This window comes from Priestia flexa, assembly GCF_021441905.1.
Classification (GTDB): domain Bacteria; phylum Bacillota; class Bacilli; order Bacillales; family Bacillaceae_H; genus Priestia; species Priestia flexa.
In genome coordinates, this window is sequence record NZ_CP090431.1 from 1,271,751 (window position 1) to 1,293,971 (window position 22,221).

Here is a 22,221-nt window from a genome sequence, read left to right on the forward strand (position 1 = left end):
AGACCCTCTGTTTTTGAGCATGTTACAATGTAAAAAAATGAAATTGAGGAGTATGAGTGTATGAAGATTAAATCTATTGAACCCACACCAAGTCCGAATACAATGAAGATCAATTTAAATGAAGTGTTGCCTGGAGGAAAAAGCAACAACTACCATAAAGATAATAGTCATGAAGCCCCAGCGGTTATTCAAGAAATCATGAAGGTTGAAGGCGTAAAAGGCGTATATCACGTTGCTGATTTTTTGGCAGTTGAGCGTAATGCAAAATATGATTGGAAACAAATTTTACCTCAGGTTCGCGCAGCTTTTGGAGAAGACGTACAGGATGAGACTGAAAACCAGCAGATTAATGAGCACTACGGGGAAGTGAGCGTAGCTGTTCAACTGTTTAAAAATGTCCCTATGCAAGTAAAGTTAACGGATGGAACAGAAGAGAAGCGATTTGGGCTTCCAGATCGTTTTGCAAAAGCGGTTGCTGAAGTTCAGCAATTTGCATCAAACGTTGTATTGGAGCGTAAATGGAAAGAGCAAGGAGTTCGCTACGGTGAACTAGAAGCAATTGGAGAAGATGTTGTAGAGGAATTATCAGCAGCTTATCCTGAGGAGCGTTTGAATCGACTTGTCCAACTTGCAAAGCAAGAGGAAAGTGGAGAGCAAGTTGTAAAGCCACGCGAAGCATATAAAGTAACAGAAGAAATGTTAGATGAGGAAGATTGGACAGTTCGTTATGCTCATTTAGAGCAAATGAATCCAACAGAAGAGGATTTACCCGTTTTGAACAAAGCGCTTGATGATGAAAAAGCATCCATCCGCCGCTTAGCAACGGTCTATCTTGGAATGATTGAATCGAAAGAAGTCCTTCCATTCTTATATAAAGCTTTAAAAGATAAATCTGTAACGGTTCGTCGTACTGCAGGAGACTGTATGTCAGATTTAGGGTTTGAAGAAGGGATTGCGGCGATGTGTGAAGCGCTACAAGATAAAAGTAAGCTTGTGCGCTGGAGAGCAGCAATGTTTTTATACGAAGTAGGAGACGAAACAGCTTTGTCAGCCTTAAAAGCAGCGGAAAACGATCCAGAGTTTGAGGTTGATTTACAAATTAAACTAGCAATTGAACGAATTGCAGGCGGAGAAGAAGCAAAAGGATCCGTTTGGAAACAAATGACGGAAAGTCGTAAAGGGTAAGAGAAAAAAGAGCATTCAGATGAATGCTCTTTTTTTATGTGTGAGAAGGAAACTGCAATGGTTTCATTGTATTATTAATCGTCATAGATTGATAATGATTAGAATGTAAATAGGTTAATATAGTTGGCAAAGACTGTGCCGTAAAAGGCTTATCGTGAAATAAGATAACCGGTGTTTGTTCGCTTGCATTCACGTGTTCAATGTGTGGCTCAATGGATTGAATGATTTTTGGCGCAGAGCGTAGCGCCCAATCCTCACTGTCAATATTCCAGTCCCACAGCTGGTAACGAGAAGTCAGCTGTGTTCTATGCGGTTCCTTTAAGTACGGCACGCTACCAAAAGGTACGCGGATGAGCTTGCTATCAACGCCAGTCACGTCCTTAAGAGCTTTTAAGCACGTTGTCATTTCGTTTAAAGCAGCGCCATCTTGCCCGTACATCTGATGAATATCATGTGAAACTCCATGACATCCGACGCTATGCCCTTCAGCAACAATGCGCTTAGCGATGTCAGGATATCGGTCAATTTGATTCTTTAATAAAAAGAACGTTGCTTTGACGTTGTAGTCTCTTAGAGTATCTAAGATTTTTGGAGTATCATTGTTAGGTCCGTCATCAAACGTAATAAAAATTGGTTTAGTAAGCGGTTCGTTGCGATCGTTTAGCGTATTTGCTAAATACGCGCTGTGATGCAATGTGTTTAACGTCTTGCCTGCATAGTTTACACCGTTTTCTTTTTGTGGCATTGGTGTGTAAGCCAAGGGTTCTTTTGCTGCTGCACTCATTGTTTGTGCATTCGTATACTTGCCAATTGCCACCAATAAAAGAAAAATGAGTAGTACTAAGCTAATTCCAATGTAAAATTGTTTTGATTTCTGTAAAGCCGGTTTCAATTGAAAAAATCCTTTCTATGTATAAACTTCTACCTATAACTATAGTATAAAAAATGGAAGAATAATAGTAAAATACGGCAAAAATTGAACGAATTTTAGTAATTGCTGTTTCTTCTCAATTTATGTGGTACTGAACCGAGCTCTAGCTAGATTTTTCCTGGCATTTGTAGTATGATGTGTGGATGAATCATTGTAAGGAGGAAGATTACGATGTCAATGGCATATGAAGAATATATGCGTCAGCTTGTTAAGCCGATGCGTGAAGAGTTAACTCGTGCTGGGTATAAAGAGCTTACAACAGAAGAAGCGGTAACAGAATTTATGGAAAATGCAGAAGGTACAACGTTTGTTGTTGTGAATTCCGTATGCGGATGCGCTGCTGGGTTAGCTCGTCCTGCGGCAACACAAGCATTTTTACATGCTGAAAATAAACCGAATCAAGCGGTTACTGTATTTGCTGGCCAAGACAAAGAAGCAACAGCAAAGATGAGAGAATATTTTGGTGATATTGAACCATCTTCTCCATCAATGGCTCTATTAAAAGGAAAAGAAGTTGTTCACTTCATTCCACGTCACGAAATTGAAGGTCAATCATTAGAAGCCATTTTTGAAAATGTTTTAGACGGTTTTAACAAGCACTGCTAATTTATAGCGTGCTACGAAGTAGATGAATAATGTAAGACGCGAAAAGGATGTCTTCAGGCATCCTTTTTCTTCTGCGTAAATAATGTAGCTTAGGTGGAAAGGAGTAAAATCAATGATTGTAACGACAGCTGGGAGAACGGATGAAGAGATGATTAGATTTGCTAAAAGCGTAGCAAATGATTTGCACATTCCATACGTTGCTCGAGCAAAAACATCTGTGAAAACGTTGCAGAAAAAAGAAAAATCAGATCTTTTAGTTGTTGGAAAAGAGAGAATGGAACTACATATCCAAGAAGCAGAAGAACCATTTTTCTTTCATCCAAACTCAGCGATGTTTCGGGCAAAGCGGTTATTAAAAGGTGAACAAGACCCGTTTATTCAAGCCGCAAAATTAACAACTGGTATGAGCGTATTAGACTGCACGCTAGGACTTGCTTCCGATAGTATTATTGCCAGCCTTGCCGTCGGAGAAAGAGGGCTAGTAAAGGGATTAGAAGGAAATCGTTTTATGGCGTATTTATTAAAGCAAGGCTTAAAAACGTGGAAAAGTGGTATTCGTGAAATAGATGAAGCGATGAACAGAATCTCTGTCGTGCACCAAACATTCGAAACATATCTTCATTGCTGTGAAGATAATTCATTTGATATTGTCTATTTTGATCCCATGTTTGAAGCAAACCTTGCTGACTCTAACGGAATTCAAGGGTTAAAGCAACTTGCTTTATACACACCGCTAACGGAGCAAGTTATGACGCAGGCAAAGCGAGTTGCAAGGAAGCGTGTTGTGCTTAAAGATCATTACAAAAGCACGCGTTTTCATGAGCATCAATTTCATGTGTATAAGCGTAAAACTGCCGCTTTTCATTACGGTGTTATTGAGATAAAGGAAGGTAGATAAAATAAAAATATGGTTTATATTCACTATAAAAGAGGTAAAGGGAAACTAAAAGCAGTATTAAAAAATTTTTTAACTATATTTTTTAAGTAAGAAAAAAGTTTTAAAAAAAAGGTGAAAAAAATTGAAATATGATACAATACACACTATATTAAAAATAGTTGAATGAAAGAAGAATTGAAAGGATCGATAAAGATGCCTAGATGGTTGAAAAGAATGCTCGTTGTATTAATTACGGTATTTACATTTGGGCTTGTCACGCCACCTGAGTATTTATACGTTGATGACGCGAAAGCCGACAAGCAGCATAAATCAGGCTATATACGTGATGTTGTGCCTTCCACAACCACGTTTGAAGATGCTGAGCTTCCCTCTATTCACTTTAAGTTTGAAGATGTTGATTCATTTGTTGCATATGCAATGGACCAAGCAGAGAAACAGTCCGTTGAAAAGTTTGGAACGAAAATTGGCCCTGTTATTGAAGAGGAGTTTCGAGGGGCTGTCCTACCAGAGATTGAAAAAGTCCTTACTGATATTGGCACAGAAAGAGAACAAGATATTACAAACCTAGAGATAAGTGAGCATCCAGCTTCGGGTTACGGAGAGAAAATTTTTCACGTTTATGACCTGCAGTCTGGGCAAGATTTAATTCGCTTTCATGTGCGGCGAGAGAACCCTCCAAAAGATGGGTATTGGTTTAACTTCCATTATCATAAAGCAGAAGATAATTTTCAAAAACACTATACGTTAGGGAAAATTTATTGGAACCGTAATATGCCTCCAAAATGGATGTCGTAATCAGGTTCAGTGACTAAAACTAGATTTTGATAAATCTAGTTTTTTTATTTATCTCTGGTGATAGGTTGTATGAGAAGAGTAGATGCCAAGATTTGCTTGGGAGTCTCCCTAGCTTTATGTGATAGCATAAAGCTAGGGGAGGAACAGCAGGTGAAAAAGAGAATCTTATTTGTTTGCATGTTATTGCTTGGCATGGGTCCAGCAATAACGTATTCTTCGTTTGAAAGAAATTATACGCTATTAAAAAATGTGGATATTGGAATGGAAACAAGCAACCAATCATACATTTCTCGCTATCTAAATGAAATAGTTTACATCCCAAAAGACAACTATAACGAACAAGAAGTAATGACTAGCTTGCACTATATTAGTCGCATACCGTCCCCGCTCTTAAAAGAAATGGCTCAAAAAGAAATTAATATAAAGTTGTTTAATGGCCAGCTAACCGATGAGCCAGGGTTTTTATTTTTAAAAGGAAAAGTACCAAGAGGCTATGAGCTTTCGAGTAAAGTGTGGGACGACGTCCCTGGGGCGGGAGGTTCAAAAACGGTTTACGTAAAAATTGGTCACAGCGAAAAAGGGCAAGGGCACGGTTCGGTCAATCTAGAGCTTCACGAGATTGCTCACACGGTTGATCGTCATATTTTACACAACCTCCGTCATAAAGAGAAATTTTTAACGGTTTGGAACGAAGAGAAACAAATATTATTTCCAAATCAACATTACTTTTTAAACTACCCAGAAGAATACTTTGCTGAAGTATTTGCCATGTATTATGCAAATTCGTTTACGCGTACTTATTTGAAAGAAAATGCCCCGAAAACAGCTCGTTACTTAGAAGAAGTGATTGGTGGACGGAACTTTTAAGGTGCCAAGCAAGTAATATGATAAATCGAAATGAATTCGTTATAATAGAAATGAGTGATTTGACAAAGGTTGTTAAACACGAACATAATTGTATGAAGTTTGGTATTGGAGGATTTAGTAATGAAAAAGATTACAGAGGAAAAGCAGTTTCATGAACAAATCAAAGGAGAAGAGCTAAGCGTTGGTATCTTCACAACAACATGGTGTCCAGACTGTAAACGCCTTGATATGTTTATTGGTGAAATTATTGAAGAAAACCAAGATAAAGCTTGGTTTGAAGTGGATAAAGATGAGTTTGAAGAACTTTCTGCAGCAAACAATGTAATGGGAATTCCGTCTCTTCTTGTTTATAAAAATGGTGAGAAAATTGCACATCTTCATAGTGCAAATGCAAAAACACCTGAAGCAGTGCGTGAGTTTTTAAGTTCAATCTAAGTTGATTAGCTACTTGTTTACATAAGCAAGTAGCTTTTTTTGTATAGAGTTTTGCTAAACGTCCCGCTCTTATTTTTTAAGAGTCTTTCTTGTCTTTAAACACTTTATTAGATAAAAAACAAGCTTGTAGAACACGAACGTATGTTTTATAATTTAAATGTGGGAATACATGGTAATATGGAGGGGTTTTGAATGTACATAACAGTAGAAGATTTTATTAAAGAGTGGAACCGCGAAGCCATGCTAACTCAAAAAGTTTTAGAAGGCCTAACTGATCAGGCGTTAACTCAAAAAGTTTATACAGAAGGTCGTACTCTAGGAAGAATTGTGTGGCACTTTACAACAAATATTCCAGACTATTTGGCTCATTTTGGGTTGGAGATAGATTAGCTAGAAAATGCTGAACATGTACCCTCTTCCGCTAAAGAGATTGCTGGAGTTTTCAATAGAATTAGCTTACAAGCAGCGAAAGCTATTAACCAGCAGTGGACAGATGAAACGTTAAAAGAAGTTCAAACAGCCTTTGGTCGACAAGAGACGAATGCTCAAATTTTAATGGGATTGATCAAACATATTATTCATCACCGTGGACAAGTTACGGTACTTATGCGTCAAGCTGGAATTGAACCTTTTGGTGTATACGGTCCCACCAAAGAAGGATGGGTTGGTGTAGGCGTGGAAAACCCTCCTGTTTAAAAGTAATTAGGCTATAAAAAAAGAGTCTTTTCACAGACTCCAAAGACTTACCCCTAAATTTTCAGCCTATCATAATGATACAATAGCAAAAATGTTTATATCTTACTATTACTTTGCTAGAACTTCTGACCTAAAATGTATGAAAGTTATGTCGATTTTCTATTTCCATTTTGAATGGAGTGCGTTATACTAAGACAGGTGAATAATCGTGAAGCAATAAGGTCTCAATTTTAACATTGAGTGAAAAGGGAAGTTTGGTGCAAGTCCAACGCGGTCCCGCCACTGTAAACGTTAGATGTCTAAAGATGCCACTGTTTGAAAAATGGGAAGGCTTAGTACATCATATACGTAAGTCAGGAGACCTGCCTTATTGTCAACTGTGAAACCTTCGAGGAGAGGGGAAGCAGGGTATTTGACGTACATAAACAATGCGAAAGTCATTCGCATCATTTAACGTTACCTGCTTTACTTTCGATTGAAAGTAAAGTTTTTTTATGTGTGCTGAGCGACTTCATAACCGATACATAATTAGGAGGGGTTATCAAAATGAAAAAGTGGTTATCATCTGTTATTGTTGCGATGTTCCTTGTTGTTCTTGCAGCATGTGGGGCAACTGATGAAGGAAGCAAACAAACAGAGCAAACAAAGCAATCAGAAGAGCAAGCTGTTACGGTTAAAGATGCAAGAGGAGAAGAAGTAACGGTTGAACAAGCACCCAAGAAAATTGTTTCTCTTATGCCAAGTAACACGGAAATCGTCTATGAGTTAGGTCTTGAAAAAGAATTAATCGGAGTAACAAGCAACGATGATTATCCTGCAAGCGTGAAAGAAAAAGAGCAGGTAGGAGATATGAATATCAACGCAGAAAAAGTTATTGCATTAAATCCAGACCTTGTGTTAGCTCATGGTTCAAGCATGGGAATGTCGGATGAAGTTTTTAAGCAAATTGAAAGTGCTGGTATTCCATTATTTGTTGTAAATGATGCAACTGATTTCAATACCGTGTATGAAACGATTGGGAACATCGGAAAACTAACGAACAAAACAGATGAAGCAGATAAAACAGTAAAAGAAATGAAAGCTGCTGTTTCAGAAATTGAAGAAAAAGCGAAAGAAATTAAAGACGAAGATCGTAAGAAAGTATGGGTAGAGGTTTCACCTGCGCCTGAGATTTATACAACTGGTAAAGGTACGTTTATGGATGAAATGATTAAAATAATCGGAGCAGAAAACGTAGCTGGAAATGAAGAGGGATGGGTAAAACTTTCGGAAGAGAAAGTGGTTGAGCTAAATCCAGATACAATCGTTACAACATATGATGGTGACGCCAACGAAATCAAAAATCGTCCAGCATGGAGCGATATTACAGCTGTAAAAGAAAATCAAATCGTAAACGTTGATTCTAATAAAACAAATCGACCTGGACCACGAATTGTAGAAGGGTTAGAAGAGTTCGCGAAAGCCGTATATCCTGAGGTGTATAATTAATCGAGAAAAGGACCATATTCCAATTCAAAAAGGAATTGGTCCTTTTTTATCGTTACGTCTTGAGCAGGATGATGAATTATTAACGATGAAAACAAGTATACCGTTTAAAGCGTACAGTTCAGGCGTACTAGGAGATGGTATGCTTGAGACTAACGTTTTTTATAATCGTTTTGTACACAAATACTACCGTGCTGATTCACCTGCTGAAGAATATAGAGCATTTTTAAAAGAAAAAGGCTTCGTTTATGATAAAGTAGTAGGGTTGATGACGGCTGTTTATTTACGGAACAAATCGGTTTATACATATTGTAAAGATAGTCTTACAGTCTCATCTATTATTACTGCCGGAGTTGGTAATGCCGTTGATTTGACGTCTGATGATATTACTCCATTTTCTTCAGGGCCTGGAACGATTAATATGTTCATATTTATTGACGGGAAATTAACGGATGCTGCGTTTTTACAGCTGTTTATCGCAGCAACGGAAGTGAAAACGCGAATGCTTTACGAGCTGGGAGTGCAAGATTCGAACACAGAGACGCTTGCGACAGGAACATCTACTGATAGCATTTGTATTGCCGCAAGCCAAACCGGTAGCATGTATGAGTACGGTGGGTCCATGACGGCTCTGGGACAAGCGGTAGGAAAGCTCGTTAAGCTAAGTTTACTTGAAACCATTCAAAAAAGGTGATGTGTATGGACTTTCAACAATTAATTGTAGCGCATTTGCTAGCTATCTCAATGGCGCTTGTATTAGATGCTATTATCGGAGATCCCGTAAATTGGCCGCATCCTGTCAGGTGGTTTGGGCGCTGGATTTCTTTCATTGATAGGCGTTTAAACCAAGGTAAGTTTCAACGAATGAACGGTCTGTTCCTTGTATTAAGCATGGTAGTATGGTGTTTTGTACTACCTCTAGCTCTTCTAATCGCTCTATATGAAATTTCCTACTGGATTGGAATTATAGTCGAAGGCATAATGGTTGCTACCACAATTTCAACAAAATCTTTGGGGGAAGCTGCCTATAAAGTAGCGCTGCCTTTACAAAAAGGTGACTTACAGGAAGCGCGCTTTCAAGTGGGCATGATTGTGGGAAGAGATACCGATCAGCTTGACGAAAGCGAAATTGCCAGAGCGACAGTTGAAACAGTGGCGGAAAACACAAGTGATGGCATTACAGCTCCTTTATTTTTTGCTTTTTTATTAGGCGGAGCAGGCGCTTTTTTTTATCGAAGTATTAATACGTGTGATTCAATGGTTGGCTATAAAAATCCTACGTATGAAAAGTTTGGATACTTTAGTGCCAAGTTAGATGATTGGCTTAATTTTATTCCTAGTCGGTTGACAGCGTTTATTATGGTTATTAGTAACGTGATGCAAAGTGAATTTACAGCGAAACATGTGTTTAGCATTATTAAAAGGGATGCACCTAAACATCCTAGTCCAAACAGCGGCTATGGTGAAAGTGCTGTTGCCGCTTTGCTTGGCATTCAGCTAGGAGGTCGCAACACATACAAAGGAATTGTTTCAAATCGTGCGAAAATGGGAGATCCTCTTTATTCTTTAAATGTTAGTCATATTTTTAAAACAGTCCAAGTGATGAAGCGGACCGTTTGGTGTACTTGGTTTTTTTATCTGATAGGAGGGATACTGATTGGCATTACCTACACATGGAGCTAACCCCGCAATTTTTCTAGAGGCGATAGGCCAAAATGCAGAACGTTCATTCATTGATTTTAGCGTGAATACAAACCCTTTAGGAGCACCGAATATCATTAATGAAAATTGGGATGAACTTAGAGAAATCGCTTTTTCTTATCCTGATCCTGATGTGAAAAAGCTAACGAGCCTCATTGCTACTTACCATAAGCTTACTTCTAATGAAGTCTTAGTAACAAACGGTGCAGCAGAAGCCTTCTTTTTGCTTGCTTCCATATTTTCAAACGAAAAGGTAGGGATTTTACAGCCTACTTTTATTGAATATGAACAGGCGAGTTTAGCTCATGGCTGTGAAATCATTCATATTTCTCTGGAAGAAACAGATAATTGGAATTGGAATATGTCGGAAATAAAACAAAAGCTTCCAATCTTAAAAGCGATATGGATTTGTCATCCCAACAACCCTACCGGACGAATGTATGACATAAATGAGTGGGAAGAGCTAATTGACTTAGCTCATCGTGAGAAGACTTATCTAGTTGTTGATGAAGCGTTTATTGATTTTGTAAAGGGAGCTTTCTCGTTTGATCGATGGATTCAAAAGTATCCATATCTAATCATTGTTCGGTCTATGACAAAAATGTTCAATATTGCAGGGGTAAGGTTAGGGTATGTTTTAGCTCATCAAGGCATCATTACTAAGTTGATGCAAAAGCAGCCACCTTGGAGTGTGAATGGTATGGCGCAGCAAATTGGCCGGTGGTGCTTATCTGAAGTGGAGTTCGTGAATAAGACGGTCGAGTATATTGATACAGAAAGAAAGCGAGTGACAAACGAGTTACAAAAGCTAGGGTTTACCATATCTCAGTCGGCAACTAACTACTATTTATGCAGTATTCCAGAGAGTTACACTTCAGCTGAATGGCTGTCATTTTTAGCACAAGAAGGAATTGTAGCAAGACACACGGAGAATTTCCTAGGCTTAAATGGTCGTTATGTTCGATTAGCAGTCAAAACACAAGCAGAGAATGATCAGCTTATTAGCGTATTGAAAAAAGGGGTCGGGTTGTCATGTTAGTATTTGTAACCGGAGGTGTTCGCAGCGGAAAGTCAGCAGCGGCAGAGGCATTTGTTCAAAAGCTAATGACCAATCGTGCCGTCTATCTAGCGACTAGCCGCGTGACTGATCATGAAATGCAAGAGCGAATTTCGTTGCACCAACAGCAACGAAATGATTCTAACTTGTCATGGTCTACTCTTGAAGTTCCAAAAGATCTATCTGGTATCTATTCATCGATTCAAGAAACGGATGTCATTTTGCTAGATTGTGCTACAAATTGGCTGGCAAACGAGCTTTTTACCAAGGAAGAAAAGTGGCAATCTCATTTGAAAGCAAACGAACTATTCAACAAAATGGTAGGAGTAATTCATCAATTGAATGAGCGATGTCAGCATCTTATCATTGTATCAAACGAGTTGTTTGAAGAGAGCGTCCTAAAGGGACCTACGTTTACATATATGAAGTTATTGGGGCAAATTCATCAGGAGATTGTGAATCAAGCAGACTTAGCGATTTGTGTAGAAGCGGGTATTTCCTGCTACTATAAGGGAGATGAAACAGCATGGCAGTAAAAGAGTGGATGGTCATCGCGCGCTTAGCACTGCAGTTTTTTACAATCTTGCCAACAGCAAAAACAATTCAATGGACGGAAAAGCGCACGGCCAAAGCACTTTATTTTCTACCATGGATTGGCGCTTGTATAGGAGCAGTTAGCTATGGGCTATTTTTAGGTCTAGAATGGTTAGGGGTTAGCGCTGTCACGACGGCTATTTTGCTTATGCTAGCTGGTGGGATACTCACAGGAGGCTTACACTTAGATGGATGGATAGATGTGAGCGATGCTTATTTTTCACATCAACCAAGAGAAAAAAAGCTTGTGATTTTAAGTGATCCTAACGTAGGTGCATTTGCAGTTCTGTCAATTCTAGCTCTATTAGCTCTGCGTTTTAGCGGAATAAATGAGCTGATTAACATTGAATCAATTAATTTAGTTACGTTCATGAGCGTATTTGTATTGCCTCGTATTGTAGCAGGGTGGATTTTGCTTTGGGATCAGCCTGCTAAAGAAACAGGGTTAGCTTCTTATTTTCAAAAAGGCTCAACTGAAAGACAAAAGTGGATCTATGCTGCAATGAGCATACTAATGATTGCAGGTCTTGTCTATTTAATGGAAAATAAAGCTGTAGTTTTAATTGGTGCTATCACTGTTTTTATATGGATTAAATTTTATCGCGCTCAGTTTGGAGGCATTACGGGAGATGTCATTGGAGCAACGATTGAAGGAGGGGAAACCCTTGTATGGTTGAGTATGTGGATATGCTATTTATTCGGCACGGTTTAACAGAACCTAATAAGCTGCGCCAGTACATCGGATGGAGCAATCCGTCGTTAAGTAGTGAAGGAATTGCAATGTTAAAAGCGTCGGATGTGGTGCCGGACTTAGTTGTTGGAAGTGATTTGAATCGTACAAGAGAAACGAGCGCAATATTATTTCCCAATCAGCCATATACTGTCTTTGAAGATTGGCGTGAACTTTCATTTGGCGATTGGGAAGAGCGTACATATGAGCAGTTAAAAAATGATTCCGCATATCGAAAGTGGATTGATGCGCCTTTTGAAGAGCAACCACCCAACGGGGAAAGTTTTGAAGCCTTCTCTAGTCGAATTTGGAAAGCTTGGGATCGAACGGTTGATTTGATGCTGCAGCAAAAGGCTAGTTTAACAGCGGTTGTCACTCACGGTGGACCTCTTCGCTTCATTACCTCTTATTTTCTAGAACAGTCTTCATTTTGGGATCATTCTTTTTCGTATGGAGAAGGAATACGACTGCGTTTCAAAAAGGATGATATAAAGGAGAGAAAGCCATGCATTTCGTATTCGGTGGTGCGTTCAATGGGAAGCGAAAATGGGTAAAGAAACAGTATGAGAACCAAATTACAGAGTGGCATAGTGCTTATGAAGACTTTATAAAAATGCCTACATTCGTAAAAGGAGATCAATACATAGTTATAGAAGGAATGGAGCTATACATTAAAGAATTAATTGATAGCGGTAAAACTGTTGAAGAAGTGTGCTGCTATTTCAAAGAACAATTACAAGCATGGCGAGCTGAGAACCTGCTAGAAAATGTAATTGTTATTGGAACAGAAATTGGAAAAGGGATTGTTCCAATGAGCCAAAATGATCGCAGTTGGCGTGATGCATGTGGCTATGTCTATCAAATGCTTGTAGCAGAAGCGGAAACAGTTGACCGCATCTGGTATGGAATTTCGAATCGGATAAAGGAGGAATAAGGGAATGAATATCTATACAAAAACAGGAGACAAAGGGCAAACAAGTTTAATAGGAGGTCGTGTAAATAAAGACGACATTCGAGTGGAAGCTTACGGGACAATTGATGAGTTAAATAGCTATGTAGGTCAAGCAATTACTCAGTTAAATGATAGGGTATTTAATGAATTAAAAGAAGAGCTTGTGACAATTCAGCACGAGCTATTTGATTGTGGAAGTGATTTAGCTTTTGCGAGAGATGATCACCCTTATAAAGTTGAAGCAAGTATGATTGAAGTATTAGAACGAAGAATTGATGAATATATGAAAGAAGCACCTGAGCTTGAGCGGTTTATTTTGCCAGGAGGTACGCAAGCAGCAGCAACACTTCATGTGTGCCGCACCGTGACAAGAAGAGCCGAAAGATTGGTTGTTGGGGTTCAGCGAGAGTTTAAAATTAACGATGCGGTCCTTCAATATTTAAATCGTTTATCCGATTACTTCTTTGCAGCTGCGCGCATCGCCAACTCACGAGAAAATGTACAAGATGTTGAGTATATTCGCAGTGCGAAAGTATTTAAAAAAGGAAAGAAAAAATAAATAAAAAAGTGTGGATATTTTTTATCCACACTTTTTTATTTGTGAAATATTCGAAACCTGAAATAAATGTCTGTAAAAAATCAGCGGTTGCCTCTATAATAAAAGCAGTGTAAAGAAAGAGAAAAGAGGTTAGGAGAATGAATAAAGGTACATTGAAACAACCTTATCAAGCCGGCCTAGTATATACGGCTAGTGCGTATGTGATGTGGGGAGTGTTTCCTTTATATTGGAAGCTGGTAGATAACGTTCCTGCAGACGAAATTTTAGCCCATCGCGTGATTTGGTCGTTTTTATTTATGCTACTATTGCTGTGCATAACACGGCAGCTTGGTAGTCTTAAAGAAACCATTGGGTATTTATTTCGTCATCCAAAAAAAACGCTTATTTTATTTTCGGCGTCCTTATTAATTAGTCTTAATTGGTTTATTTATATTTGGGCTGTCAATAATGAAAGGATTATTGAAACCAGCCTTGGTTATTATATCAATCCTCTTGTGAGCGTGCTGTTAGGTATTGTTGTTTTAAAAGAAAAGCTGAATTTCTGGCAGGTTATCTCAGTAGGTTTAGCCGCTATTGGCGTGCTGTTTTTAACACTTCACTATGGAGAGTTTCCTTGGGTATCGTTAGGGCTTGCTTTTAGCTTCGGTATATACGGGCTTGTGAAAAAGACCATTCAGCTAGAAGCTAAAGTTGGTTTGACTCTCGAAACATTTATGGTCACACCAATTGCACTTGTGTACTTTATTGTGCTATATGCCAAAGGGGATTCTAGCTTTGTAGTTGGCAATCCGACAACAAGCTTACTGCTGATTGGAGGAGGCGTTGCGACGGCCATGCCGCTTTTATATTTTGCAAAAGGTGCACCTTTAATCCCTCTATCTATGGTTGGATTTTTACAGTATATTGCACCGACGATGACCTTACTTTTAGGTGTTTTTGTTTATCATGAAGCATTCTCTAGTGTTCATATGATTGCCTTTTTATTTATTTGGGGCGGATCGGTTATCTTTGCATTATCAAAAACAAAGTTCATGGTCGCTCATCAACCCAAGATTCGCAAGAGCCGTTCGGTAGGTTTGTAATATAAAGTTCAACATCTGTATGCTGGATGTTGAACTTTTTTTGTGAGAAAAATGAAAGGAGACGGTAGCATTAGGAATGAACACCACCGTATGTATATTATAGCTTGCGTTGAAAGTGAGCGTTTAACTGCCCACGTAGCATTTGATTTTTAACTTCTTTCATTTTTCGTTCTTCATCTTTTTTTGCTAGCTCAGTTCGAATTTCGCTTGTTTGTACCCCTTCTTCAATGCGATCTGCGATTTCCATTAACCGTTCTACGTCTGAAAAGGAATACTTTCGAATTCCTGTATTTGTACGCTCTGGAAACAATAAGCTGCGCTTTTCGTAATAGCGAATCTGTCTTTCAGATAGTCCCGTCAATTCCTTCACGATGCCAATTGACATAACCTTTTTGTCACGATAAGATGCTTCATTTGTGGACAATCTCCCTCACCCCTGAGTGTATGATAATTATGTTATATCCTTATTATAAAGGAAAAAAATACAAAAAAGTTATAACATGTTATATATTCTAACATAATTATGTGATGTTTTTTAGAAAAATGTGAGGGAAAATAACAAAGGTGATGAAATTAGGAAATAATTCTTATAAAATAGAACAGAAAAAGTTACTAAGAAAGGAATAAAAAAGATGAGCGACAACGAAGTGATAAAGAAACAAGTTATAAAACTTGCTACAGAAATTATTGAGCTGGATTTAAAACGAGATGAAAAGTTTGAAGAATTAACCGTTTTAGCAGGTAACCATGCTTATGAAATTCTCAGGAGAGTCCAAAATGGATAGTAAGGGGTAGTAATCCCCGTACGATAAAAAAACTCCCGCCAAAGCGGGAGTTTTGTGTTTAGACTTGATCTAAAGTTGTAAGCTCTTTTTTTAACTGTTCATGACGAAGATTTTCTCCGATGATGACAAGATTAGTTGGCATTTTCATCAGCTCTTTCATATATAAAGGCATTCCATACGAGTACTGAAATGAATACGTATCAGTAGAGTGAGTAAAGCGTAAATAACCTTTCATTCGATAAATTGTATCTGGCGTATGACGTAGCCAATCTTCAAATTTTTCAAGGTCAACTGAATTTTTAAATTCATAAACAAATGTTTTTAAGTGTAACTGTTTTTCAACATGAGCTTGCTGGTGCGCTTGTTTCTCTGAAAGCTTCGCACTTGTTAAAAGTTTCAACTGAATAGAAGAATAACTTGTGAATACGCAAGCTGCTTGTGGGTTAATCGATTGAACTTCATACAGTAGCGCTGCTTTAGCTGATTCAGATAATGTGTCAGCTTTGTTCAATAGGATGACATCTGCATGTCGAATTTGTTCTTGGAGTAGCTTTTGCAATTGAATACTTAAGCTGCCTCTGTCTTGCCATCTGTGAACGTCTACCGTTGTCACGATACACTTTACAACGACATCGTTAGCAAAGAGGGGAGACATGCAGGCGTCTAATACTTCAATTGGATGTGCTACACCTGTCGTTTCAATGTAAATGGCATCTAACTTATTTTCTTGTAGAAGCGAATGGAGCTGCGTTTCAAACTGTCCTTGAATGGTGCAGCAAACGCATCCGTTTAGTAATTCTTTAAGCGGCGTGTCTTCTTCTACTTCATCGGAGTCGATAGAGACTTTGCCAAGTTCATTCATAATAACGGCGATTTGACGGCCGTTTTCTTTTTCTTGCTTTAATGCATTTTTTAACAATGATGTTTTTCCGCTTCCTAAAAAGCCGGATAAGATATAAATTTCAGTTTTGTTTATCATTTTTCTAACTCCTGTATAAAATCGAAATGATTATGATTTATGATTTATGATTATATACCATACACTATGTCTGCATTTTTGTATATATCTATCTAGGTAATACATTAAAAGCATGCTTACTCTACTATATAAATGGTATCACAAACGAAAATAAATTGGAAAAAGCGAAAAGATAAAATGAATATTCTCAATTTTAAAACGCTATTATGCTAAAATAGAATAATAGATAGCAAGTGTATAGAGGGAAAGGGAGATGCTTTCATGCGAATTTTAGTATTAGGAGCTGGTGGAGTAGGGGGCTATTTCGGTGGGCGCCTTGCTGAAAAAGGAGAAGATGTTACATTTTTAGTTCGAAGTCAAAGAAAAAAACAGCTTGAAAAAAGTGGATTAGTCATTAAAAGCATACATGGTGATTATTCATTTTCTCCAAAGTTAATCACAGCAACCAGTGAGGGAGTACATCCCTTTGACTGCGTTTTATTTTCGACAAAAGCATATCATCTGGATCAAGCAATAGCTGATGTAAAACCGTTTGTAGGAAGTGATACTACTGTCATTCCACTGTTAAATGGAATTGATCATCTGTCTACGTTGCAAAGAGCTTTCGGAGAGGATAATGTAATAGGTGGTCTTTGTTTTATCGAAACGACATTGAACGCAGATGGGGAGATTATTCAAACAAGCCCTGCACATCGAGTCGTTTATGGAGAATTTAATGGTGAAAAAACAAATCGAATCGAGCGCTTAGAAACTGCATTTAGCTATACAAAAACTTCATTTGTGCTAAGCGATTGTATTGAACAAGAGATGTGGCATAAGTATCTATTTATTACAACCCTTTCTGGAGTTACTACCTTGATGCGTTCACCAATTGGGCCTATTCGTGATGTAGAAGGAGGTAGAACGTTTATTCAATCTCTTCTTCAAGAAGTGTATGAAATCATGGTAAGAGAAGGTGCTCCGGTTAGCGATGGAATTGTACAGCAGCATATGAAAACAATGGAATCGATGACTTATACTATGAAATCATCCATGCAACGAGACATTGAGAAGGGGTATATGACTGAAGCGGAACATCTTCAAGGGTACCTCCTACGGTTAGCGCAAAAATATGATGTGAAATCAGACATTTTACATATTGTCTATCAACATTTAAAGGTATATGAGAAAGTTCAAAAAGGGACTGATAACCAGTGAGCTTGACAATTGATTTTGCAAAATTAGATGTGATAAAGTCTCTTGTTCCAGTTCAGCAGGTACAAAGCCTTTCCTCAAAAAAGGGTCTATATTTTCTCTTTGATACGGAAAAGGAACTTGTCTATATTGGTAGTACAATGAATTCATTAAAACAAAGGGTGTTTGCACATCTTAAAAGCGGTGATTTTCAAGAAAACCAGCCTATTGCGTTTATTGGCTGGTTGGAGATAGAAGGTTCAAAAGAAACGATCGAAGCGCTTAAAACGATGCTCATTAATGCGTATTTCCCTATCTATAATCAATATGGCATTAAGTATAAGCATAAGCGGCCTCTAAGAGCTGAGCATACTAATTGTCAGGTAGAGGTTAAAAAAGCTGTAGAGCCTGCTACATCCAAAGTGAAAAAAGTTGTTGGAAATAAGCGCTTTACTTCGGCTAGTGTAAAAGAAATAGCAAATGGAGATGAAGCGAAGAGGTTATGGTCTCGGAGTGAGGCTCGGGCAATACTTCATTTATCAGACGCTGAGATTATCACTTTAAGTGAGAGACTGTTGACGGAACAATATTTCTTTCAACGTGACATGAAAAAGAATCTTATATTTACGCTAAAAGATTTGGTTGTCATGCAGGTTTTATTAAATATTACTCAGCACCACGTCGTGAAGAAGAGAGAAATGAAAGAGGCTATTCGTTTAGTCCAAAAATTTGGATTGATTGAAGCGCTTAGAATTTCTGAGCGCTTAATTACGAAAGTAAATATGTAGACGACAAAACCAAGCTGTATTCTATTACAGCTTGGTTTTAATACTTAAGCAATTTCGTCAATAACCCGTGGGAGGGCAATAATGGAAAGTATACATAAAGAGCTAACTACGTGATGCATTTCAAAGATAGCAATAATGAAAAACATAATGGACATGTATAGCTGCAATCCCTTTAATCCCCACGATCTTTGCGCAAGAAAGAAGTCACTTAACACGAATAAGAAAAAAATAAGCGAACTGCATACTATGATGACCGTACTTGACATCGTATGGTTATAAGCACTAATAAGCAATAGTGTAATAAGTAATAAAACGGCCGTTGTTTTTAACAATTTTATCATCATTTTCACCTTCAATACAAAGTGATCTGTGTTTTTATTTTATAGCATAGTCAATAAATCGGAAAGTCAAACACCATAAGTATAACAACAATTTAACATCTTTATAATGTATTTACAAAAAGTTGTCTTCTAAAACTAGCTCTTAGGCTGTTAAATTGACGATTAGCAAGCATAATGCTATAGTATGTTTTCAAAAAATCCAGCTAATCCAGCAATGTGGAACGTTGTTAAATAAGTAAAAAGGACGTGTTTGTTTGAGCGAAAAATTATTATTAATTGACGGCTTTAATTTGCTGAGCCGATGCTACTTTGCTACATCATATGGGCGAGAAGAAGCTGATTTACCTCGCAATAGCAAAGGTTTATTTACAAATGCGCTGCGTGTAGTTGTTCAAAAGATGAATAACTTAATTAAGCAATATGAGCCAACGCACATCGTTGTCGCATGGGATGTAAAGCGTAACGAGACAAAACGCAAACAAGCATATAGTTTTTATAAAGAAACGAGAAATGATTTACCAGTATCATTAATTCAACAGTATGAAACGCTGCGTACTTTCTTTCAAACTGTAGGAATTCCTCAGCTCTCAGTTGAACTATATGAAGCAGATGATGTTATTGGTGCTTTTTCGTTAAAATGGACAAAACAAAAACAGTCTCCAGCGTATATTTACAGCAATGATCGCGATTTGTTTCAGCTGTTAAATGAGCATGTATCGCAAATTGTGGCGAAGCCAAAAATTGGTGATGTTTTGTATACAGCTACGGACTTTAAAGCTGAATATGGCATATCTCCCACTCAGTGGGTAGATGTAAAAGCTTTGTTAGGTGATAAGTCAGATAATATTCCAGGTGTTCCTGGTGTGGGTGAAAAAGCTGCATTACCTCTTATACAACAATATGGTTCAATTGAAGGAATTTATGCACAGGTTGACGATTTAGATGTAACTTTTAATCGATATAAGAAAAAACTAAAGAGCGGCCAAGAATTAGCTGAATTGAGCCTAGAGCTTGTAAAGATTGATACGGATATTGAAGCGGTTAATCTGACCGAGTGGCCTCAACTAAAATTTGAGCGAAATTTATCACTGTGGGAAGTAGAAATAAACCGGCTAGAACTAAACATTATGCTTCAAACGTAATTTTTAGTAAAATAAAAAAGAGGAAAGCTTGAAAGGAGTAAAAACGTTGCAACCAATTGATAAAGAAAGCGTACAAGCAAAATTAGAAACTTTTTTTCATAAAGATATATATGTTCATCTTGAAACAACAAATGGAGCATATGCGTCTCATGTAAATGCAAAGGCAATGAACGTAGGAGCATTTATCCGCAATGGGAAAGTGAACGTATCAGGTGGCAAAATTACAGGTGAAGGGCCATATCGAGTAGGACTTCAAATTGATTTAGGCTGGATCTATGCGGAAGGCTTAACAGATTGGGAAGTTGATGACCATAACAGATTACTATTAGCGGGCCATGATTCGGATGGTCGTCTAGCCGTTGCGTTTCAATTAAGTGAAAAACCGTTTGAGTAAGAAAGGAGAATTATTGTGCAAGAACGATTATTAATTGTATTTCCACACCCAGACGATGAAGCGTTTGGAGCAGCGGGAGTGATTACGTTAGCAAGGCAAAAAGAAACACCGGTTACATATGCTTGCATTACGTTAGGTGAAATGGGACGAAATATGGGAAGACCGTTGTTTGCTAACAGAGAAACGCTTCCTAAGATTCGTAAAAAAGAACTTCAGGATTTAGCTGAAGTCCTTGATATTCAAGACTTACGTATGATGGGTTTACGTGATAAAACATTGGAGTTTTTAGATATTGAAGATTTTGCCGATCGTCTTGAATCTATTATTCAAGAGGTAAAGCCAACTCATATCATTACTCACTATCCAGGCTTTGCGGTTCACCCTGACCATAACGCAACTGGAGCAGCTACGCTTCATGCGGTAAAGAGAATGCCAAAAGAAGAGCGCCCGATCGTTTGGTGTCATGCCTTCTCACATGATCGCATCGAGCATATTGGTAATCCCGACGTTGTTATCGATGTATCGAGTGTAAAAGCAAAGAAGATTGAGGCATTAAAGGCGCACCGTTCACAAACAGAAGCGATGTTTGACGGCGTGGAGGTTGATGCTTTGTTATCCAACCCGCAGCTTGAAAGAATGCTTCTACGAGAAGAATTCTGGACGTATAAATGGGACGACTAAGATGACAAATCAAAAAGTATTATTTATTGGAGCAGGTCGAATGGCAGAAGCTATTGCGGCTGGATTAATTCATACGAATGCTTCTATGAATGAACGTATCGTGATGACAAATCAACGCGATAAAAAACGTTTAGCAGAGCTTAAAGAAAAGTATGTTGTGGACGTGACGCAAGATTGGGAAGCAGAAGTTAAAAATGCTACAACTATTGTTTTAGCAATGCCTCCTGAGGTACATGACGAAGTTCTTGAAAAACTCTCTAAGCTTGTAACCAATCAGTTTGTCATTACAGTAGCAGCGGGAATTGGGCCTAGTTATTTAGAAGAGAGGTTGCCAGCTCATACAGCGGTTGCTTGGATCATGCCAAATACAGCCGCTACAATAGGTGAGTCAATATCGCTGTATGCCGTTGGAAGCTCACTGAGTGAAAGTCATAAACAAGCGTTAACAGTTATTTTAAATAGCATAGGATCCTCTCAGCTTTGCACAGAAGATGAAGTGAGATATCTTACCGCTATTACAGGGAGTGCTCCTGCGTTTGTCGCTTATTTCTCAGAAGCATTAATTGATTCAGCTATGAACTACGGAGTGTCTAAAGAACTTGCCCAAAAGCTTGTTGTGCAGATGATGTCAGGTTCGGCTAATTTGATTAAACATGCAGCAAACCCATCAGCTGTAAGGAAGCAGGTAACAACGCCTGGAGGTGCGACAGCAGAGGGTTTAAAAGTGATGGAGCAGCATCGTTTTAAAGAAATGATTCATCGAGCTGTAGACGCTACCAATTCAAAGGCTAATGGAAGCATTTAAGGTGTAAAGAGAGAACGTCTAATATGACGTTCTTTTTTTTTGCGAAGAATTAATCAATAAATCGCTTTTTCATATCTGGTGTTGGAATCATGCACTCACTCTGTTTTCCAAACCATTTATAGCGGTTTTTAGCAATGATTTTATAAAAAAAGTTGCGAAGAGGTTTTGGAATGATAATGAAAATAGAAGCAAATTTCCAAGGTGCTTTTAGATGGTTAGCAATTTTTAAAGCAGCAGTGGATTCAGTGTAAAGCTTATTTCCGTCAATATAAACGACGCTATCAAGCTGATTGCTTGATAAGTTAAACTCCCCTAATAAATGAGCGGCAGCTTCTGATTGTAGGGATGCAAATGAAAATAAAGCATGCTGATCGTGCTTAATAATGAATTGAACGCTGTGGTTACAAAGGTTGCACACACCATCAAATAAAATAATTTTTCTCACGTCTAAAAAGCCTCCTGCTCAGGTATCATTTAACCTATTTATACTTGTGTTTTAGCAAAAAGAAAGGTACGTTTAAAAGCTGTAAGTAAAATGATCCAAAAAGATACGTTATTAC

Annotated in this window: 28 protein-coding genes, 1 pseudogene and 1 riboswitch; of the genes and pseudogenes, 24 read left to right on the top strand and 5 right to left on the bottom strand. The window is 38.1% G+C overall.

From position 1 onward, the window contains the following. The first annotated feature begins 60 nt into the window (after nucleotides 1–60). Entirely contained in the window at nucleotides 61–1,185 is a 1,125-nt protein-coding gene (locus tag LZP85_RS06460; protein WP_119543175.1) for a conserved virulence factor C family protein, read from the top strand. Nucleotides 1,186–1,219: 34 nt separating this feature from the next. Here the strand turns inward: LZP85_RS06460 and LZP85_RS06465 are convergent, their stop codons facing one another. Then, nucleotides 1,220–2,077, bottom strand: coding sequence for a polysaccharide deacetylase family protein (locus LZP85_RS06465; RefSeq protein WP_119543174.1), 858 nt, complete (start codon nucleotides 2,075–2,077; stop codon nucleotides 1,220–1,222). A 210-nt stretch (nucleotides 2,078–2,287) separates the two neighbouring features. Between LZP85_RS06465 and LZP85_RS06470 the strand changes: the two genes are divergently transcribed. The 16 genes and pseudogenes from LZP85_RS06470 to rarD all read left to right on the top strand — a co-directional run bounded on the left by LZP85_RS06470 (nucleotide 2,288) and on the right by rarD (nucleotide 14,573). Next, a complete protein-coding gene (locus tag LZP85_RS06470; RefSeq protein ID WP_061785039.1) occupies nucleotides 2,288–2,722 on the top strand; it encodes a BrxA/BrxB family bacilliredoxin in 435 nt (144 codons plus the stop codon). Between the two features lie 112 nt (nucleotides 2,723–2,834). Continuing rightward, complete coding sequence (locus tag LZP85_RS06475; protein ID WP_078989903.1) at nucleotides 2,835–3,620, top strand: class I SAM-dependent methyltransferase; 786 nt, start codon at nucleotides 2,835–2,837, stop codon at nucleotides 3,618–3,620. A gap of 192 nt (nucleotides 3,621–3,812) precedes the next feature. After that, a complete protein-coding gene (locus LZP85_RS06480; RefSeq protein ID WP_025907695.1) occupies nucleotides 3,813–4,415 on the top strand; it encodes a YpjP family protein in 603 nt (200 codons plus the stop codon). 150 nt (nucleotides 4,416–4,565) lie between these two features. Then, nucleotides 4,566–5,282 (top strand): anthrax toxin lethal factor-related metalloendopeptidase, encoded by a 717-nt coding sequence (locus LZP85_RS06485; protein ID WP_119543173.1) that lies wholly within the window; start codon nucleotides 4,566–4,568, stop codon nucleotides 5,280–5,282. A gap of 120 nt (nucleotides 5,283–5,402) precedes the next feature. After that, complete coding sequence (locus tag LZP85_RS06490) at nucleotides 5,403–5,717, top strand: thioredoxin family protein (protein WP_119543172.1); 315 nt, start codon at nucleotides 5,403–5,405, stop codon at nucleotides 5,715–5,717. A gap of 192 nt (nucleotides 5,718–5,909) precedes the next feature. Then, nucleotides 5,910–6,413: pseudogene (locus LZP85_RS06495) on the top strand (DinB family protein). 202 nt (nucleotides 6,414–6,615) lie between these two features. After that, nucleotides 6,616–6,797: riboswitch (cobalamin riboswitch) on the top strand. Nucleotides 6,798–6,959: 162 nt separating this feature from the next. Continuing rightward, the gene (locus LZP85_RS06500) at nucleotides 6,960–7,901 is read left to right on the top strand and encodes an ABC transporter substrate-binding protein (protein ID WP_078989901.1); all 942 of its coding nucleotides are present in this window, start codon (nucleotides 6,960–6,962) and stop codon (nucleotides 7,899–7,901) included. Nucleotides 7,902–7,986: 85 nt separating this feature from the next. Then, a complete protein-coding gene (locus LZP85_RS06505) occupies nucleotides 7,987–8,592 on the top strand; it encodes an adenosylcobinamide amidohydrolase (RefSeq protein WP_078989900.1) in 606 nt (201 codons plus the stop codon). Between the two features lie 5 nt (nucleotides 8,593–8,597). Continuing rightward, nucleotides 8,598–9,581 (top strand): adenosylcobinamide-phosphate synthase CbiB, encoded by a 984-nt coding sequence (gene cbiB / locus LZP85_RS06510; protein WP_119543171.1) that lies wholly within the window; start codon nucleotides 8,598–8,600, stop codon nucleotides 9,579–9,581. Next, the gene (gene cobD / locus LZP85_RS06515) at nucleotides 9,556–10,638 is read left to right on the top strand and encodes a threonine-phosphate decarboxylase CobD (RefSeq protein ID WP_206782998.1); all 1,083 of its coding nucleotides are present in this window, start codon (nucleotides 9,556–9,558) and stop codon (nucleotides 10,636–10,638) included. The genes cbiB and cobD overlap by 26 nt, the downstream gene beginning before the upstream one ends. Beyond that, nucleotides 10,632–11,192 carry a bifunctional adenosylcobinamide kinase/adenosylcobinamide-phosphate guanylyltransferase gene (locus LZP85_RS06520; protein ID WP_078989898.1) on the top strand — a complete coding sequence of 187 codons (561 nt, stop codon included), beginning with the start codon at nucleotides 10,632–10,634 and terminating at the stop codon, nucleotides 11,190–11,192. Before cobD ends, LZP85_RS06520 begins: the two co-directional genes overlap by 7 nt. Then, nucleotides 11,183–11,962 carry an adenosylcobinamide-GDP ribazoletransferase gene (locus tag LZP85_RS06525; RefSeq protein WP_061785033.1) on the top strand — a complete coding sequence of 260 codons (780 nt, stop codon included), beginning with the start codon at nucleotides 11,183–11,185 and terminating at the stop codon, nucleotides 11,960–11,962. The genes LZP85_RS06520 and LZP85_RS06525 overlap by 10 nt, the downstream gene beginning before the upstream one ends. Continuing rightward, complete coding sequence (locus LZP85_RS06530; RefSeq protein ID WP_035319883.1) at nucleotides 11,920–12,534, top strand: histidine phosphatase family protein; 615 nt, start codon at nucleotides 11,920–11,922, stop codon at nucleotides 12,532–12,534. The genes LZP85_RS06525 and LZP85_RS06530 overlap by 43 nt, the downstream gene beginning before the upstream one ends. Beyond that, nucleotides 12,486–12,914 carry a bifunctional adenosylcobinamide kinase/adenosylcobinamide-phosphate guanylyltransferase gene (locus LZP85_RS06535; protein WP_119543169.1) on the top strand — a complete coding sequence of 143 codons (429 nt, stop codon included), beginning with the start codon at nucleotides 12,486–12,488 and terminating at the stop codon, nucleotides 12,912–12,914. Before LZP85_RS06530 ends, LZP85_RS06535 begins: the two co-directional genes overlap by 49 nt. Before the next feature lie 4 nt (nucleotides 12,915–12,918). After that, nucleotides 12,919–13,491 (top strand): cob(I)yrinic acid a,c-diamide adenosyltransferase, encoded by a 573-nt coding sequence (locus LZP85_RS06540; RefSeq protein ID WP_025907705.1) that lies wholly within the window; start codon nucleotides 12,919–12,921, stop codon nucleotides 13,489–13,491. 137 nt (nucleotides 13,492–13,628) lie between these two features. Beyond that, nucleotides 13,629–14,573 (top strand): EamA family transporter RarD, encoded by a 945-nt coding sequence (gene rarD, locus LZP85_RS06545; protein WP_025907706.1) that lies wholly within the window; start codon nucleotides 13,629–13,631, stop codon nucleotides 14,571–14,573. Nucleotides 14,574–14,670: 97 nt separating this feature from the next. Here the strand turns inward: rarD and LZP85_RS06550 are convergent, their stop codons facing one another. Continuing rightward, a complete protein-coding gene (locus tag LZP85_RS06550; RefSeq protein WP_025907707.1) occupies nucleotides 14,671–14,997 on the bottom strand; it encodes a MerR family transcriptional regulator in 327 nt (108 codons plus the stop codon). Between the two features lie 208 nt (nucleotides 14,998–15,205). On the opposite strand from LZP85_RS06550, the gene LZP85_RS06555 reads away from it, so the two are divergent. Beyond that, complete coding sequence (locus tag LZP85_RS06555) at nucleotides 15,206–15,358, top strand: hypothetical protein (RefSeq protein ID WP_167556146.1); 153 nt, start codon at nucleotides 15,206–15,208, stop codon at nucleotides 15,356–15,358. Between the two features lie 58 nt (nucleotides 15,359–15,416). Here the strand turns inward: LZP85_RS06555 and LZP85_RS06560 are convergent, their stop codons facing one another. Next, nucleotides 15,417–16,337 (bottom strand): CobW family GTP-binding protein, encoded by a 921-nt coding sequence (locus tag LZP85_RS06560; RefSeq protein ID WP_078989896.1) that lies wholly within the window; start codon nucleotides 16,335–16,337, stop codon nucleotides 15,417–15,419. Nucleotides 16,338–16,598: 261 nt separating this feature from the next. On the opposite strand from LZP85_RS06560, the gene panE reads away from it, so the two are divergent. Both panE and LZP85_RS06570 read left to right on the top strand, forming a co-directional pair. Further along, nucleotides 16,599–17,534 carry a 2-dehydropantoate 2-reductase gene (gene panE, locus LZP85_RS06565; RefSeq protein ID WP_025907709.1) on the top strand — a complete coding sequence of 312 codons (936 nt, stop codon included), beginning with the start codon at nucleotides 16,599–16,601 and terminating at the stop codon, nucleotides 17,532–17,534. Next, nucleotides 17,531–18,298, top strand: coding sequence for a GIY-YIG nuclease family protein (locus LZP85_RS06570; RefSeq protein WP_100347606.1), 768 nt, complete (start codon nucleotides 17,531–17,533; stop codon nucleotides 18,296–18,298). The genes panE and LZP85_RS06570 overlap by 4 nt, the downstream gene beginning before the upstream one ends. A 44-nt stretch (nucleotides 18,299–18,342) precedes the next feature. Here the strand turns inward: LZP85_RS06570 and LZP85_RS06575 are convergent, their stop codons facing one another. Further along, the gene (locus LZP85_RS06575) at nucleotides 18,343–18,639 is read right to left on the bottom strand and encodes a hypothetical protein (RefSeq protein ID WP_225001639.1); all 297 of its coding nucleotides are present in this window, start codon (nucleotides 18,637–18,639) and stop codon (nucleotides 18,343–18,345) included. Between the two features lie 254 nt (nucleotides 18,640–18,893). On the opposite strand from LZP85_RS06575, the gene LZP85_RS06580 reads away from it, so the two are divergent. From LZP85_RS06580 to proC, 4 genes are read left to right on the top strand one after another with little or no spacing between them, the layout of a single operon-like run. Next, nucleotides 18,894–19,781: a 5'-3' exonuclease gene (locus tag LZP85_RS06580; protein ID WP_076513688.1), complete on the top strand. Its 888-nt coding sequence runs from the start codon at nucleotides 18,894–18,896 to the stop codon at nucleotides 19,779–19,781. Between the two features lie 46 nt (nucleotides 19,782–19,827). Further along, a complete protein-coding gene (locus LZP85_RS06585; RefSeq protein ID WP_119543183.1) occupies nucleotides 19,828–20,175 on the top strand; it encodes a YojF family protein in 348 nt (115 codons plus the stop codon). Nucleotides 20,176–20,190: 15 nt separating this feature from the next. Next, nucleotides 20,191–20,856: a bacillithiol biosynthesis deacetylase BshB2 gene (bshB2, locus tag LZP85_RS06590; RefSeq protein ID WP_025907714.1), complete on the top strand. Its 666-nt coding sequence runs from the start codon at nucleotides 20,191–20,193 to the stop codon at nucleotides 20,854–20,856. Nucleotide 20,857: 1 nt separating this feature from the next. Then, nucleotides 20,858–21,661 (top strand): pyrroline-5-carboxylate reductase, encoded by an 804-nt coding sequence (proC, locus tag LZP85_RS06595; RefSeq protein WP_076513689.1) that lies wholly within the window; start codon nucleotides 20,858–20,860, stop codon nucleotides 21,659–21,661. 49 nt (nucleotides 21,662–21,710) lie between these two features. Here proC and LZP85_RS06600 read toward each other — a convergent pair whose 3' ends face one another. Then, the gene (locus LZP85_RS06600) at nucleotides 21,711–22,106 is read right to left on the bottom strand and encodes a thiol-disulfide oxidoreductase DCC family protein (protein ID WP_025907716.1); all 396 of its coding nucleotides are present in this window, start codon (nucleotides 22,104–22,106) and stop codon (nucleotides 21,711–21,713) included. Nucleotides 22,107–22,221: the final 115 nt, after the last annotated feature.

Excerpts from the sequence above, each read along its gene's own strand:
- LZP85_RS06500 (WP_078989901.1), top strand. The coding sequence starts at position 6,960 with ATGAAAAAGTGGTTATCATCTGTTATTGTTGCGATGTTCCTTGTTGTT.
- LZP85_RS06490 (WP_119543172.1), top strand. The coding sequence starts at position 5,403 with ATGAAAAAGATTACAGAGGAAAAGCAGTTTCATGAACAAATCAAAGGA.
- proC (WP_076513689.1), top strand. The coding sequence starts at position 20,858 with ATGACAAATCAAAAAGTATTATTTATTGGAGCAGGTCGAATGGCAGAA.
- LZP85_RS06535 (WP_119543169.1), top strand. The coding sequence starts at position 12,486 with ATGCATTTCGTATTCGGTGGTGCGTTCAATGGGAAGCGAAAATGGGTA.
- LZP85_RS06520 (WP_078989898.1), top strand. The coding sequence starts at position 10,632 with ATGTTAGTATTTGTAACCGGAGGTGTTCGCAGCGGAAAGTCAGCAGCG.
- LZP85_RS06475 (WP_078989903.1), top strand. The coding sequence starts at position 2,835 with ATGATTGTAACGACAGCTGGGAGAACGGATGAAGAGATGATTAGATTT.
- panE (WP_025907709.1), top strand. The coding sequence starts at position 16,599 with ATGCGAATTTTAGTATTAGGAGCTGGTGGAGTAGGGGGCTATTTCGGT.
- LZP85_RS06560 (WP_078989896.1), bottom strand. The coding sequence starts at position 16,337 with ATGATAAACAAAACTGAAATTTATATCTTATCCGGCTTTTTAGGAAGC.
- LZP85_RS06575 (WP_225001639.1), bottom strand. The coding sequence starts at position 18,639 with ATGATAAAATTGTTAAAAACAACGGCCGTTTTATTACTTATTACACTA.
- LZP85_RS06480 (WP_025907695.1), top strand. The coding sequence starts at position 3,813 with ATGCCTAGATGGTTGAAAAGAATGCTCGTTGTATTAATTACGGTATTT.
- LZP85_RS06505 (WP_078989900.1), top strand. The coding sequence starts at position 7,987 with ATGAAAACAAGTATACCGTTTAAAGCGTACAGTTCAGGCGTACTAGGA.
- LZP85_RS06555 (WP_167556146.1), top strand. The coding sequence starts at position 15,206 with ATGAGCGACAACGAAGTGATAAAGAAACAAGTTATAAAACTTGCTACA.
- LZP85_RS06525 (WP_061785033.1), top strand. The coding sequence starts at position 11,183 with ATGGCAGTAAAAGAGTGGATGGTCATCGCGCGCTTAGCACTGCAGTTT.
- cbiB (WP_119543171.1), top strand. The coding sequence starts at position 8,598 with ATGGACTTTCAACAATTAATTGTAGCGCATTTGCTAGCTATCTCAATG.
- LZP85_RS06540 (WP_025907705.1), top strand. The coding sequence starts at position 12,919 with ATGAATATCTATACAAAAACAGGAGACAAAGGGCAAACAAGTTTAATA.
- LZP85_RS06470 (WP_061785039.1), top strand. The coding sequence starts at position 2,288 with ATGTCAATGGCATATGAAGAATATATGCGTCAGCTTGTTAAGCCGATG.
- LZP85_RS06460 (WP_119543175.1), top strand. The coding sequence starts at position 61 with ATGAAGATTAAATCTATTGAACCCACACCAAGTCCGAATACAATGAAG.
- rarD (WP_025907706.1), top strand. The coding sequence starts at position 13,629 with ATGAATAAAGGTACATTGAAACAACCTTATCAAGCCGGCCTAGTATAT.
- LZP85_RS06530 (WP_035319883.1), top strand. The coding sequence starts at position 11,920 with ATGGTTGAGTATGTGGATATGCTATTTATTCGGCACGGTTTAACAGAA.